Origin of the sequence: Paraburkholderia sp. GAS206C, from assembly GCF_050435645.1 — a bacterium.
In the GTDB taxonomy this organism is placed as follows: Bacteria; Pseudomonadota; Gammaproteobacteria; order Burkholderiales; family Burkholderiaceae; genus Paraburkholderia; species Paraburkholderia phenazinium_B.
Map to the genome: position 1 here is coordinate 501,249 of NZ_JBNDKR010000005.1, position 14,163 is coordinate 515,411.

The window sequence follows — 14,163 nt, forward strand, 5'->3', positions numbered from 1 at the left end:
GGCGGTTGGGAGCGATCTCCGGCGTGGACCGGTTCGCCGCGTCATAGGCGGGAAGCTTGGCGTGACCGGACATGCGAGCGTGCCTCGGTGATGATTCGGTGGCTCAGCGTGAGAAGGCGCGATCCTGAACGGACGAAGCGAACGCAGGAGCAATCTGTTCAACATAGCGCGTGCGTGCGAAATTGTCGTCTATTTGTTTCATGCCGGCTTGCGGGCGGCCTCGATACGAATTGCCGGACGGTAGGACACGACTGGCCTTAGCTAGCGCCGCTGTCCCACCAGATCGTCCACCAGTGGCACTACCGCCAGCACAACCAGCATCGCCGCCAGCGGCACGGTCGACACGAAGCCCTCGTATTTAAAGCCCAGCGCTCCCGCCAGTCCGCCCGCGAAGAACATGCCGAGCAGCGAAGCGAACAGGCCGAGCTTCGACCGGTCAGCCCTGACCGCACTCACGCCTGGGCCCGCTTCGGAGACGTTCCAGTAAAGCAGCTTACCTAGCTCGATTCCGATGTCGGTAACGAGGCCGGTCACGTGCGTGGTCCGGATTTCGGCCTTCGATATCTTCGTGATAATGGCGTTCTGCAGGCCCATCACGAAGCACAGCAACCCAACCGTAGCGGGCAGGAACAGGACGCGATGACTCTCGAGGTTCGATCCCAGCAGACCGAAACACAGCAATAACGCGGCTTCCAGCATCAGCGGCATCGCGTACTCGCTTTGTGCGCGCCGCCGCCGGCCCCAGTTGATCAGGATGGCCGATAGCGCTGCGCCAGCCAGAAACGCCACGAGCGAACTGAATCCCGCGACCACGAGGCCAAGGTCACCCAGCGACAGGTTATCGGCCAGTGACGAGACGATCCCCGACATGTGCGACGTGTATTGGCCGACCGCGAGAAAGCCGCCGGCATTCGCGGCACCGGCGATGAACGCGAGCGAGCGGCCAAGGCGCCGGTTGCTCTGATCGGTGCGCTCGGGGCGGGCGAAGCTGCGAAGATAGTCGATAGGCATGGCATGGACCCGGCGCAAAGCTGCGTTGCAGTGGCTGAACGGGAAGCCGTTGATGATACGCGACTCGCCGCGGACCGTCGGGAACTCATCATGGACAACGAAGACGGCTTCGCGCTGATCTGGATCAACCAAAGCCACATTGGCGTCGCGCCAGCCGATCAGTTGGCGTAATGCGCGTGCGGGCCATACGGTCGGACATCCGGTCGATCTGATCGGGCAAGCCGCTGGCGACGGTTCGATGGCGCCACGCGCTTCCCCATTGGTTGATCCAGGTCAACGGAATAGCGGTGCGCGAGCTTAGAGTCGTTTGCATGACGGTCATGCACGGTTCTGGCCATTGATTCATGGCTTCGGCACCATCGCGTTTCTGGCCGGTATCGTGTTGCTCTTCGCGGGCGTCGAAGGACAGGCTGTCCATGTGATGGAAATGCGCAGCCCGAGATGAAACTCGCCGTCCGATGACTTTTGCAAAGGCATTGCATCGTGACCGAAGCAATGCCTCCAGTGTTTTTGGGAACTGGGCGTATCGATCATGTTGCGAGAATCGTGAGTTGCCGCATCTGCGAAAGTGCTCGGCGTTGTGTACTGCCGTACTGCCGATTGCGCACTTGTACGGCACCGTACCGACCTCCTCGGACGTTGAGCGCACCGTAATTACGGTGCGTAGCGCAAGACGGTAGAGAGTCGAAGACGCCCTGAAACACAAATAGACAGGACGACATGCACGGCGAGCGATCGTGATCGCGATTCGTGCATCCGGATCAAAACGACGCTGAATACGCGGAGGGATATCATGCGCGTCATCATCGAGAAACTTCAGGCGGAACACGTCAGGCTTGCGCGCCTTGTGAACCTGCTCAATCGTCAATCGTGCCTGCGCACGGATGCGACCGCCCCGAATATCGCGTTGCTGGTCGACGCGCTGTGCTATTTGACACGCTTTGCCGACCTTGCGCATCACGTGATCGAAGACCGGATGGTCGAGAAGCTGCTGGCAAAGAGAGCGCTATCGGTCGAATTCGGTCGGGAAATCGAGTCCCAGCATCAAGTGCTGATCCGGGATGGTCGTGATCTGTTGCGGGACCTGGAGTCTGCGGTACGCGGCGAAAACATGTCACAGGAGCTCGTCGATAGCCGTGTCCGGCTTTACGCCGAGCGGCTACGGCACAACATGGTCATCGAGGAGTTGACGCTGTTCCCCGCCGCGGAGAAAAACCTCAGCGGCGCGGACTGGCATGAACTCGAAAGCGCAGGTGCGTATGGGCAGCCTGATCCGCTCTTCGACGCTACGGTAGACGAGCGATTCGCCGAACTGTATCGGGTCATCACCGCGGAAGTGAGTGCCGCGGGCGTAGAAGAACCGTTTGGGCAGGGCGCCTGACGTCATGCCGGCATTCGGGGGCCGTCAACAGACACCCGACCACACATTGACCCAGGGAGGTCGTCATGTTCAGAAAGGTGCTTACTGCCAGGCAGATCCAGCAGGAAGTCCATAGGCGGGTACTGCTGAAGCCGCCGGCGTCCGGCTATCCCTGGGACGTCTCTTTACCGTTGCCCAAAGCGCATGCACCGGATGCTGAGGCATGTAACTGGGACATCGAAACGGTAGGTCGCGCCGGCTATAGCGCGTACGTACGGCACGTAGTGGATGAGGCGAGGAAAGAGTTCCTGCTGTCCGACGCAGCTGAACGCGACGAGATCATGGGCGACTCCTTCGCTCATGGTTAGGCCGTCTACCTCATCGCGGCGACAGGCTGTCGTAAAACCAGAAATCGAAGGACGGGGTACGGGTGCCCCAGATGACGGCCGAACGCTGTGTTGGGACGTGGCGTAACCGTACGCGCCTAGTATTGACCGTGATCAGAGTGATAGTCGCCGTGATGATCACCGTCACCGCCAACCGGCACCAGAATGCACGCACTCAGATTAACGATCAGCAAAAGCGCGATCAGTATCCATACCTGCGGGTGGATTTTCATGTGTGTTCCCCTTTCTTTTGCAGCTGAGGCGCGCCTCAGGCCTAACGTGGCTCGGGTCGCTCATCCATAGATTGCTCACAGTGTGGCTGGAAGTCGGTACGGTTCCGTACCCGTTTTAAGGGCGTTGACTGCTACCGTACAGACACATCGCATCCAGCGTGCAACCATGAACCTCTGCGCTGCATGCAGCCACGCCGTTTGGGCGAGTCTCGCGAGGCAATTTGTCACAAAGGACGGTTAGGCCGGACAGCGCGCCAGCCGTCAGGCTGGCGGCCGCAAGTCTGAGTGCAGGACAAGCTGGGTTGCGAATCTTTCGATATCTAGCAACGGTTTGATCTGGGTCAATCGGTTCGCATGGCCGACAGCGCATGGTGGGCTGTGGATTGGACGCGAATAAAAGCGCTTACCGATGTTCGAAGCCGCCATCCGGCCCAAGCTTGTAAAGTGATCTGGATCAATAGTTAGGATAACAAACACACATACCCTTGGATCTTGTACACGCTTGATGTTCCTCGATAGGACTCGAGCACATTTCCATTTAAAGAGGGCACCACCATGGTTTACCAAAGCGTCAACCCCAACAACGGCAAGGTCCTGAAGAGTTTCGACAAGCTTACCGACGAGCAGCTTGAAAAGTCGATCGCCGCCGCTGAGACATGTTTTCAGACATGGAAGCACACCAGCTACGCCCAGCGTGCCGAAATCGTGGCTAAGGCCGCCACGCTGATGCGCACGAACGTCGATAAATTTGCTAGGCTGGCGACCCTTGAAATGGGCAAACGCATCGACGAAGCGCGCGGCGAAGTGAAGTTCAGCGCCGACATCCTCGCGTACTACGCCGAGCATGCCAAAGTGTTCCTCGCGCCGACCAAGCTGAATCCGAAAGTCGGTGAAGCTCACATGGAAAATAGCCCATTCGGCGTGCTTTTCTGCGTGGAGCCGTGGAATTTTCCGTATTACCAGCTCGCACGCGTCGCCGGTCCGCAACTGATGGCGGGTAACGTACTGGTGGTCAAGCATGCAGGCTGCGTACCGCAATGCGCGATCGCCTTCGAGAAGCTCCTGCTCGACGCTGGCGCGCCTAAGGGTGCGTACACCAACCTGCTGATCTCGCACGAACAGTCCGAGCGGATCATCGACGACCCGCGCATCAAGGGCGTGGCGCTGACGGGCAGCGTCGAGGCTGGCAGAAGCATTGCAGCGCGAGCGGGGCAGAACCTCAAGAAGACTTCGATGGAGCTAGGGGGTAGCGATGCTTTCATCGTGCTCGACGACGCCGACCTCGAAAAGACCGTTCCCTGGGCGGTATGGGGACGCATGTATAACGCTGGCCAGACGTGCTGCGCGGCGAAGCGATTCATTGTTCTCGATTCAATCGCCGACAAATTTCTCGCCAAATTCAAGTCGGCACTCTCCGAACTGAAGGCGGGTGATCCAATGGACGAGAAGACCACGCACGGTCCCTTGTCCACCGAGGCCGCGCTCGTTCAACTGCTCAAGCAGGTCGACGATGCGGTGGCACATGGCGCCACGCTGGTGATGGGCGGCAAGCGTATCGACCGTCCCGGCTCGTTCATGGAGACCACGATCCTGACGGACATCAAGCCTGACAATCCGGCCTTCCGCGATGAGTTCTTCGGCCCGGTCGTTTCATTCTTCCGCGTCAAGGACGAGGCCGCAGCCATCGCGCTCGCCAACGACTCGGACTTCGGCCTGGGCGGTTCGGTCTTCACCGAAGACGTAGCGCGCGGCAAACGCGTTGCGAGCGGGGTCGACACCGGAATGATGTTTATCAACAACATCGACTGGTCCGATGCGGAACTGCCGTTTGGCGGCATCAAGGATTCCGGCTACGGCCGTGAGCTCGGCAACATGGGCATACAGGAGTTCGTCAATACGAAGCTGGTCCGCACCGCCCACCTCGACGCACCGGCCTGATCGCCACAAGGAAAGCCCGCCATGTATATCAATGTCGCCGTTCTGACGGAGACCCGGGCCCATGAGCGCCGTGTGGCGCTCGTGCCGTCCGTGGTCCAGAAACTGATCAAACTGGGTGCCCGGCTGCATATGCAGCCGGGGGCGGGCGCAACGATTCATCTGGACGATGCCGCGTTCGGGAACGTTGCCTTCATAGCGGACCGCACTGCGCTGGTTAAAGAAGCCGATGTCGTGCTCGCCGTTCAGCCTCCCGCGCTGGAGGTGGTCAATGCAATGAAGGAAGGTGCGATCCTCGTTTCGTTCGTCTACGCGCACAACGAACCCGCGCTGTTGAAGCGCCTGCTCGAAAAGAAGATCACCTGCTTCGCGATGGAGCGGGTGCCACGCATTACGCGCGCCCAGTCCATGGACGCGCTATCGAGCCAGTCCGCGCTGGCTGGCTACTACGCGGTGCAACTCGGCTCGACGCATCTTGCTCGCGTGGTGCCCAAAATCACCAGCGCGGCAGGTTCGATCGGACCGGCGCATGTCCTGGTGATGGGCCTCGGTGTGGCAGGGCTGGAGGCCATTGCAACGGCGCACCGGCTCGGAGCTGTCGTCGAAGGTTATGACGTGCGGCCCGAGACTCAGGAGCAGGCGCTCTCGCTGGGCGCCACTTTCGTCGACACCGGTATCGATGCGCGCGGCAAAGGCGGCTATGCCCGCGAGCTGAGCGCCGAGGAAAAAATCAAGGTCGCGGACGTGCTGACGAAGCACATCCAGAGCGCCGATCTGATCATCACAACCGCCGCGATTCCCGGTAAGGCCTCGCCCAAGCTCATCAGCCACGCACAGGTGGCCGGCATGAAGGCCGGCTCGGTGATCGTCGATCTGTCGGCGGAAGGCGGCGGCAACTGCGAAGACACGCGGCCTGGCGAGACTACGCGGATCGGCAACGTGACGATCGTCGCGCCGCTGAACGTGCCTTCGCTGCTCGGCGAGGACGCGAGCGAGCTGTATGCGAAGAATCAGTACAACCTGCTCGCGTTGATCATGAAAGACAACGTCATCGAGATCGACTGGAGCGACGGAGTTCTCGCCGAAACGGTGCTCACCCACGCGGGCGAAAACAAGGCAGAGGCGAGCGACGCGGCAGCAAAACCTGTTGTTCCTGCGAAAAAGCCGCCAGCGAAAGCCGCACCTGTTACGCCCGCGTGAGCAATGTTATCAGGCACCGGCATCGACACCAGCACGAACACGAACACGAACACGAACACGCCCGAACCAAGGACATAGAGATGGACTTCCAGATCAGCATTTCCGGCTTCGTCGCAATTTACATCTTCATGCTGGCCGCGTTCGCCGGCTGGGTGATCATCGGACACGTGCCGGCCATCCTGCATACGCCGTTGATGTCGGGCTCGAATTTCGTACACGGCATCGTGGTGGTGGGCGGCATCTATGCGCTCCTGAACGCGAGTACGGTACAGGAGCAGGTGATCGGCTTCGTCGCCGTGCTGTTCGGCGCGGGCAACGCCGCAGGCGGTTATGCCGTCACCGACCGCATGCTCGCCATGTTCAGGACGAGCGGCCACCCCGCGGGGCACGGCGCACATGGTAAGTCCGGCTCGGTGAAGTCAATCCACGCAAAGAAGCATTGAGGGCGCCCCCATGCTGACCCTGATCCCCCAACTCGGCATCGGCGCGGTCGATCTCGCTGCTGCTTTTCTCTTTCTCTATGGCCTGCATCGCATGTCTTCGCCGGTGACGGCGCCTTCGGGCATTTTCGTCGCAGGGATCGGCATGGCAGTGGCCGTGCTCGCGAGCTTTCTGTACGCCTTTGACGTCGGCGCGGCAGCCCGGCCCAACCTGCCGGTCAACCTGGGGCTCGCCGTCGTCGCGCTGGTGCTCGGTGGCGGGGTGGCCTGGTGGGGCGGCCGCAAGGTGGCGATGACCGCCATGCCGCAGATGGTGGCGATATACAACGGCATGGGCGGCGGCGCGGCCGGCGCGATTGCCGCGGTGGAACTGTTCGGCAACAAGGCCCAAGGCGCACCCGCACTGATCATGACGTTGCTGGGCGCGCTGATCGGCGCGGTATCTTTCTCCGGGTCGCTGATTGCGTGGGCCAAGCTCGACGGCGTCATCAACAAGCCGGTACGCGTGAAGGGTCAGCAGGTTTTCAACGGGCTGGTGCTGCTGCTGACGGTCGTTGTCGGCGCCTATATCGTCTTCGCTAGCGCGGGCAATGCGGCGTTGATCCTGGCCATGCCCACATGGATTTACCTTTTCTTCGCTTGCGCGCTGGCACTCGGCATCCTGATGACGCTGCCTATCGGTGGCGCCGACATGCCGGTGGTCATTTCAATTTTTAACGCCTTTACCGGCCTGGCAGTAGGCATTGAAGGCTACGTGCTGCAGAACCCTGCATTGATGATCGCAGGCATGGTGGTGGGTGCGGCCGGTATGTTGTTGACGCTGCTGATGGCCAAGGCGATGAACCGCTCTGTGAGCAATGTGATTTTCACCAATTTCGGTGACGTGGTCACGCACAAGCAGGGCAAGATCAAGGGCGAGCTCAAGCCCACACAGCCGGGCGACGCCGGTATCGCGATGCGCTATGCCGCGTCGGTGATCATCGTGCCGGGCTACGGCCTCGCGGTCTCGCAAGGTCAAGGCAAGCTATACGAATTCGTCAAACTGCTGCAACTGGGCGGCGTGTCGGTGAAGTTTGCGGTTCACCCGGTGGCGGGCCGCATGCCGGGCCAGATGGACGTGCTGCTGGCCGAGGCTGGCGTCCCTTACGACATGATCTTCCAGCTCGAGGACATCAATGACCAGTTCGCCACCGCCGATGTGGCGCTGGTAATCGGCGCCAACGACGTGGTGAACCCGGCCGCGCGTAGCGACAAATCCTCGGCCATTTACGGCATGCCGATTCTCAACGCCGACCACGCCAAGCAGGTGTTCGTGATCAAGCGCGGGGAAGGCAAGGGCTACGCAGGCATCGTTAATGAACTCTTCTACGCAGACAAGTGCAACATGGTCTATGGCGACGCCCAGACCGTGCTCATCAAGATGAGCGAAGCGGTCAGGGGGCTCGGATTGCCCGCTGTGGCTTAGCACGCTGAACCCATCGCAACCGAGGAACAAGCCATGACATCCAAAATGCAAGCTGCCGTTGTCGAACAGTTCGGCAAACCGCTGGTGCTTAAGGAACTGGATATTCCGGAACCCGCTCCCGGCCAGATTCTGGTCAAGACCGAAGCCTGTGGCGTATGCCACACCGATCTGCATGCCGCGAACGGGGACTGGCCGTTAAAGCCAACGTTGCCATTCACGCCGGGCCATGAGGGTATCGGTATCGTCACCGCTCTTGGCGCGGGTGTGACGGCGGTGAAGGAGGGCGACCGTGTCGGCGTGCCCTGGCTGTATTCCGCCTGTGGACACTGCGAGTTCTGCCTCACGGCGCGCGAGCCCGTGTGCGCCGAAGCACAGTTCGGCGGCTACACGAAAAACGGTGGCTTTGCCGAATACATCGTGGCGGACCCGAACTACGTCGCCCGCATACCGGCGGGTCTGGTGGCTCGCGAAGCCGCACCGCTCATCTGCGCCGGCATCACTTCGTACAAGGGCATCAAGGAGACCCAGGCGCGGCCAGGGGAATGGGTCGTGGTCTCCGGCGTTGGCGGATTGGGGCATCTAGCGATTCAGTATGCCAAAGCGATGGGCTTGCACGTGTGCGCGGTCGATATCGACAACGACAAGCTAGCCCATGCGAAACGCCTCGGCGCCGACGCCGTGGTCAATGCGAAGGACGGCGATCCGATTGCCGCCGTGAGAAAGGCCACTGGCGGCGGCGCGCATGGCGTGCTGATTACGGCGCCCTCTCTTGGGGCGTTCAAACAAGGCGTCGGCATGACGCGCAAATGCGGTACCTGCGTGCTGGTGGGACTGCCGCCGGGTGAATTTCCCACGCCGCTGTTCGATGTCGTGGCCAACTGCATCACGATTCGCGGCTCCTTCGTTGGCAATCGCCGCGACATGGCGGAAGCGCTTGCCTTTGCTGCCGACGGCAAGGTCAAGGCCGACATCGAGCTGCAGCCGCTTTCGGCGATCAACAACGTGTTCCAGCGCCTGGCACACGGCGATGTGCCATCGCGCGTGGTGCTCGAGTTTTCTCCCAGCCGCTATCTTTAAGCGGCTACACTGAGGTTCCAGCAGTCTAAAGCGACGTGTCATGAATAATGCCAACAATATTTCTTCGACACCCAGAACTGCTAGTGCTCTCCGAATCGTCGCTATCGGTGCGTCAGCCGGCGCTCTTCATGCCCTAAGCCTGTTTTTTCGCGCGGCTTCCACCATTCCGCACGATATCGCCTTCGCGGTCGTGGTCCATCTGGCGCCCGGCGCCGAAAGCCACCTCCCGGAGCTGCTGGCCAAAGATACGTTTTTTGCTGTATCGGCCATTGAGGACGGCATAACGCTGCGTGCGGGACACGTCTATGTTATTCCACCTAAAGTGTCGGTCGTTATCGAGCATGGCGCTTTCAGGCTGTGGCCTGGGGTCGAACGCCCGATCATTCCGATGCCGATCGACGAATTCTTCATTTCGCTGGCCGCCGACCAGCACGATCGTGCGATCGGGATTGTTCTCACCGGCGCTAACGCGGATGGTTCGGCGGGCCTGAGAGCCATCAAGGCGGCTGGTGGGATGGTGATGGCGCAAGCGCCCGATACGGCTGAACACGATTCGATGCCCACGCATGCGATCGCGACGGGGCTGGTTGACTACGTGTTGCCGGTCGAAAAAATGCCAGCTGTGTTGTTCGATTACATTGCGCGTTCCACCGAAGGAGTATTGCCGGGGTCAGGTGAACCCGGGGCAATGGCCGATCTCGAGCCGGTTCTCAGGGCATTGGCAACGGCCGGCTCCGACTTCAGGGGTTACAAACGAGGTACCCTCGAGCGTCGCATTGCGCGGCGCATGACGGTCAACCAGGTAGACAGCCTCAACGCGTATTACGAAATCCTAAGGACCTCGGCAGAGGAGAGCCAGGCGCTGAGTCTGGACATGATGATCGGGGTAACGGAATTCTTTCGCGATCCTGAGGCCTGGAAGGCCTTGGCCGAACGCGTCCTCAGCAATCTGCTCAACGAGCCGCAGAGCGATCAGCCCTTGCGGGTTTGGGTGCCCGGGTGCGCAACGGGGGAGGAGGCCTATTCGATAGCTATGCTGCTTACGGAAGAGATCGAGATGCGTAAGCTTACCCGGTCATTCATGATTCTTGCCTCCGATGTAAACCGTGCAGCCCTCGCGCGTGCCCGACAGGGCATCTATGCGCCTGGTGTCGCCTTACCCGTGGGTGAGGCGCGACTCGAGCGCTTTTTCCGTGCAAACGGCGATGGCTATCAGATCGATCAGGCCTTGCGCGAAAAGATCCTGTTTACACCACAGAACCTCATTGCCGATCCGCCGTTTTCCCGCGTCGACCTGATCAGCTGCCGAAACCTGCTTATCTACCTGGAGCCTGAAGCGCAGCAGCGTGTGTTCGAGGTGTTTCACTTTGCGCTCAACCCGAAGCGCTATCTGTTTCTGGGGCGATCCGAGAGCACCGATCCGGATTCCAGCCAGTTTCAGGAAGTTTCGAGGGCCTGGCGAATCTACCAACGCAGTCCTGTCGTCATCCCGGCCGTGTCGGGCTATCGGTTTTCCACAGCCACGGTGCGCCGTGAGGCATTCCCACCGTCGAGTCGCGTGGGCGTGCGTAGCAAGGGATATGCAGAACTGGTCAATGCCACCCTGCTCGAGGAGCACAATTCGGCATCGGTGCTGATCAATACCGCTCACCAGGTTCTCTATGTAAGCGGGGCGGCCGATGAGTACCTGAGGCAGCCAGCCGGCGAACCGACGGGCAACATTCTCGACATGGCACGCGAGGGGCTGCGCCTCAAGCTGCGGATCGTATTGCGCCGCGCGACCCAGGACCCAGGAGCCTCGCCAGTCACTGAGGTCGTCTCCGATGGTGGCGCCCCGGCGATAAAAATAACAGTGACGCGCCCATTCGACACGGCTCATGCAGGCAAGGCATGGCTTGTCCTCTTCGCCCGCTTGCCGATGGTTGACCGCCCGGCGTTGCTGGTGCCGACCGGTGTGGACTCCGATCTCTGGCACCTCGAGAGCGAACTTCACACAACGCAGGTCGAGCTTGGCAGCACGATCGAGGAACTGGAAGAAAGCAATGGCGAATTGCGGGTGTCGAACGAGGAAATCCTCTCAATGAACGAGGAGCTGCGCTCCGCCAACGAAGAACTCGAGACTTCGAAAGAGGAACTGCAGGCTCTTAACGAGCAACTGAATGTAGTCAATTCCCAAATGGGACAGAAGGTTCATCAGCTGGAGGTGCTTAGCGCGGACGTGACGAATCTTCTGGCCAGCACGGAAATCGCGACGCTGCTCCTCGACCAGCACGGCGAGATCAGGCGTTTTACTCCAAGCGCTGCCCGCATCCTGGGTCTGGCATTGGCTGACATCGGCCGCCCGATCGTAAATGCGCTCGGGAATCCTCTGGGCGACGCCCTGCTGGAGGATATTCGCCGGGTACGGTCGACCCAGGCCGGCCAGGATGGCACAGAAATCGAAACGGCGACCGGACAGTGGTACGTTCGACGTATCACGCCGTATATCGCCACGCCTGGTGCGCCGGTAGCGGGCGTGGTGGTGACCTGGACCGATATTACCCACGTCAAGGCATCAGACGAACGGTCCCGCCGTCTTGCCGCAGTGGTTCAGGATTCGAATGACGCCATGACGGTGTTCGATCTGAACGGCCATGTGATTGCGTGGAACAGGGCCGCGACTGTGTTGTATGGCTATACCGAGGCCGAAGCGTTGGGTATGACTGTCTCCGACATGTTACCGTCCGGCACGAGGCAAGATCATCTGGATTTCATCCGCTACGCTGCGCACAATGAGGCGCTGCATTCCTATGAAGCCCAGCGGGTCACAAGGGACGGACGCGTGATCGATATCTGGATCACCCTGTCGATTCTCTCTGACGGCCAAGGCAATGCCATGTCTGTCGCGACGACGGAACGCGAGCTCACCGACCGCGGTATGAGCAACGCCCAGCTTCGTGAACGCGCTGAGCGCCTGGCACAGGCCGACCGACGCAAGAACGAATTCCTGGCGATGCTTGGGCACGAGCTGCGCAATCCACTTGCGGCCCTGTGTTCGGCGGGAGACCTGCTCGCCTCGGAAACGGTCGATTCAGCGCAGAGAGATTGGGCCGTCGGAGTCATACAGCGACAGGGTCGGTCCATGACGCAACTGGTCAACGAGATGCTCGATCTCACACGTATGACGAGTGGCAGCATCGAGCTTCATCGTCAAGCTGTCACGCTGAAAGCGATCGTCCAGAGCGCGATCGAGGTCTGCCGGCCGATTGTGGACGAACGGCATCACACGCTGTCGGTGTCGCTACCGGACGAGCCGGTATTGCTGTATGTCGATCCTACCCGTCTGTCTCAGGTTGTCGAAAACATCGTGATCAACGCGGCTAAATACACGGCGCCCGGCGGCACGGTCAGCCTGACCGCAATAAGAACGGGCAATCGGCTTTCGCTTCGTGTCAAGGACAACGGAAGGGGGATTCCGTCTTCGATGCTCAGCACGCTGTTCGACATGTTCGTCAAGGGTCCCGTGCTCCACGGTCAGCTTCATAACGGGCTGGGAGTAGGGCTATCGGTGGTCCGGCGGCTGGTTGAGTTGCATGGCGGATCGGTCGAGGCCGTCAGCGATGGCAAGACCGGTAGCGAGTTCATCGTCGACCTTCCAGTGGGCATGATTCCGCCCGGGGTGGGACAGATCGGCACACCGCAGACACCGATCAAGGCGTCTCCGGGCAAGATCCTCATCATCGACGACAACGCCGATGCGAGCGAGGCCCTGGCCATGCTTCTGGCGAGTGAAGGGCATGTGGTGGAGACACGGCTGGATGGCCCTCAGGGTTTGGAAGCCGCCAGCACTTTCAGGCCGGACGTTGTGCTCCTTGACATTGGATTGCCGGGAATGGACGGCTACGAGGTGGCAAAGAAGCTACGCGAGTCGGCCGCCACACTAGGCGCTATGCTGATTGCTGTCACCGGCTACGGCCAACCAGGCGATCAGCTCAGATCCGCCGAGGTAGGATTTGATCACCACATGGTCAAGCCAGTGGATATTGCGGCGTTGACGCGTCTGCTCGCTGGGGAGGCGAAATCGCGCTAACTGCGTCGTACTTCCAGGCGTGTCAACCAGATGCCAGGCAGCATCGGCAGCCAGAAAGTCAGGGCTCGCAACAGAAGCGTGGCGGCGAGCGCCGCTTCCACCGACACACCAAGCAAACTCAACATTCCCACGGAGGAGGCTTCGAAAGTCCCCAGACCAACCGGAATGGGGCCAATGGTGGCTACCATAGACGCGACAATGAAGCTCACGAATACGACCCAGAGCGGTGGGATCTCGCCGATCGCCTTGAACGCGAGCCATAGCGTCATGGCATCGAATACGAAGATCGCAAGCTGTAGTGCCACTGTCTGCAGCAGCAGGCTGGGGCTGCGGAGCAAGCGAGTCGGTGCATCGGTCAACTCCTGTAGCAGCGCGGTGACGCCCAGGCACTTGCTGAGCCACGCGATCGGCGCGCGTCGGCCCCATTGTTTGAGTCCCAGCACCGCACATGGTACCGCGACTGTAACCACTACAAAGATCACCATACCAACGATCAGGGCTACGTTCAGACGATTTTGAAGCCACAGCGCGCTGGTACTTGCGAGCACCACGAACAGGTAGGCGATGTCGTACGACACCATGCCGGCCAACATGGCCGCCATCGCGATCCCGGCGGGCACTCGTCGGCCGGTCAGGCCGCGCACCACGAGCATCGTGCCGCTGACGCCGCCGCTTGGCAGCACCTGATCGATAAAGACCTTGGCGATGCCGAGGGGAATCAATGTGCGAAGGGACAGCGGATGGCCGGCCTGGCGTAAGGCCTGGCGCCAAACAAGCGCCGCGCTGACATAGGTAGCTGATTGAACCGCGAGCGCGACCAGCATCCAGCCAGGACGAGCCGAGCGTATCAGTTCTGCCATCTTCTGCAGCGAGCCAAGGTGCAGCACCACCAGAATGACGGTGAGAAAGCCCATCAGTCCGACGATCCAGAACATGAGCAGGCGCAGCCGCGACGTTTTGCCGAGTAACCCTGGCGCGATGTGCACG

Annotated in this window: 12 protein-coding genes; 8 read left to right on the forward strand and 4 right to left on the reverse strand. The window is 60.7% G+C overall.

Annotated features, from left to right (window positions below; genetic code table 11):
* Positions 1-261: 261 nt before the first annotated feature.
* Positions 262-1,011 carry a YoaK family protein gene (locus P3T20_RS17100; protein WP_074266867.1) on the reverse strand — a complete coding sequence of 250 codons (750 nt, stop codon included), beginning with the start codon at positions 1,009-1,011 and terminating at the stop codon, positions 262-264.
* A gap of 124 nt (positions 1,012-1,135) precedes the next feature.
* A complete protein-coding gene (locus P3T20_RS17105) occupies positions 1,136-1,429 on the reverse strand; it encodes a hypothetical protein (RefSeq protein ID WP_143787642.1) in 294 nt (97 codons plus the stop codon).
* Positions 1,430-1,804: 375 nt separating this feature from the next.
* Between P3T20_RS17105 and P3T20_RS17110 the strand changes: the two genes are divergently transcribed.
* Together P3T20_RS17110 and P3T20_RS17115 are read left to right on the forward strand one after the other, a co-directional pair.
* Complete coding sequence (locus P3T20_RS17110) at positions 1,805-2,392, forward strand: hemerythrin domain-containing protein (protein WP_074266866.1); 588 nt, start codon at positions 1,805-1,807, stop codon at positions 2,390-2,392.
* Positions 2,393-2,457: 65 nt separating this feature from the next.
* Positions 2,458-2,739 carry a hypothetical protein gene (locus P3T20_RS17115; RefSeq protein ID WP_074266865.1) on the forward strand — a complete coding sequence of 94 codons (282 nt, stop codon included), beginning with the start codon at positions 2,458-2,460 and terminating at the stop codon, positions 2,737-2,739.
* 116 nt (positions 2,740-2,855) lie between these two features.
* On the opposite strand, the gene P3T20_RS17120 is transcribed toward P3T20_RS17115, so the two are convergent.
* Entirely contained in the window at positions 2,856-2,990 is a 135-nt protein-coding gene (locus tag P3T20_RS17120; protein ID WP_302050862.1) for a hypothetical protein, read from the reverse strand.
* Between the two features lie 555 nt (positions 2,991-3,545).
* Here P3T20_RS17120 and P3T20_RS17125 point away from each other — a divergent pair.
* From P3T20_RS17125 to P3T20_RS17150, 6 genes are all read left to right on the forward strand, one after another.
* Positions 3,546-4,928 (forward strand): NAD-dependent succinate-semialdehyde dehydrogenase, encoded by a 1,383-nt coding sequence (locus P3T20_RS17125; protein ID WP_074266864.1) that lies wholly within the window; start codon positions 3,546-3,548, stop codon positions 4,926-4,928.
* Positions 4,929-4,949: 21 nt separating this feature from the next.
* Positions 4,950-6,125, forward strand: coding sequence for an NAD(P) transhydrogenase subunit alpha (locus P3T20_RS17130; RefSeq protein ID WP_074266863.1), 1,176 nt, complete (start codon positions 4,950-4,952; stop codon positions 6,123-6,125).
* 80 nt (positions 6,126-6,205) lie between these two features.
* Positions 6,206-6,568: an NAD(P) transhydrogenase subunit alpha gene (locus P3T20_RS17135; RefSeq protein WP_074266862.1), complete on the forward strand. Its 363-nt coding sequence runs from the start codon at positions 6,206-6,208 to the stop codon at positions 6,566-6,568.
* A gap of 10 nt (positions 6,569-6,578) precedes the next feature.
* Entirely contained in the window at positions 6,579-8,030 is a 1,452-nt protein-coding gene (locus tag P3T20_RS17140; RefSeq protein WP_074266861.1) for an NAD(P)(+) transhydrogenase (Re/Si-specific) subunit beta, read from the forward strand.
* Positions 8,031-8,063: 33 nt separating this feature from the next.
* Positions 8,064-9,107 (forward strand): zinc-dependent alcohol dehydrogenase, encoded by a 1,044-nt coding sequence (locus P3T20_RS17145; RefSeq protein WP_074266860.1) that lies wholly within the window; start codon positions 8,064-8,066, stop codon positions 9,105-9,107.
* A 40-nt stretch (positions 9,108-9,147) separates the two neighbouring features.
* Positions 9,148-13,176 (forward strand): CheR family methyltransferase, encoded by a 4,029-nt coding sequence (locus tag P3T20_RS17150; RefSeq protein ID WP_429287438.1) that lies wholly within the window; start codon positions 9,148-9,150, stop codon positions 13,174-13,176.
* On the opposite strand, the gene P3T20_RS17155 is transcribed toward P3T20_RS17150, so the two are convergent.
* Complete coding sequence (locus P3T20_RS17155) at positions 13,173-14,111, reverse strand: lysylphosphatidylglycerol synthase transmembrane domain-containing protein (RefSeq protein WP_254368948.1); 939 nt, start codon at positions 14,109-14,111, stop codon at positions 13,173-13,175. The two genes, P3T20_RS17150 and P3T20_RS17155, sit on opposite strands and share 4 nt — an antisense overlap.
* Positions 14,112-14,163 lie beyond the last annotated feature (52 nt).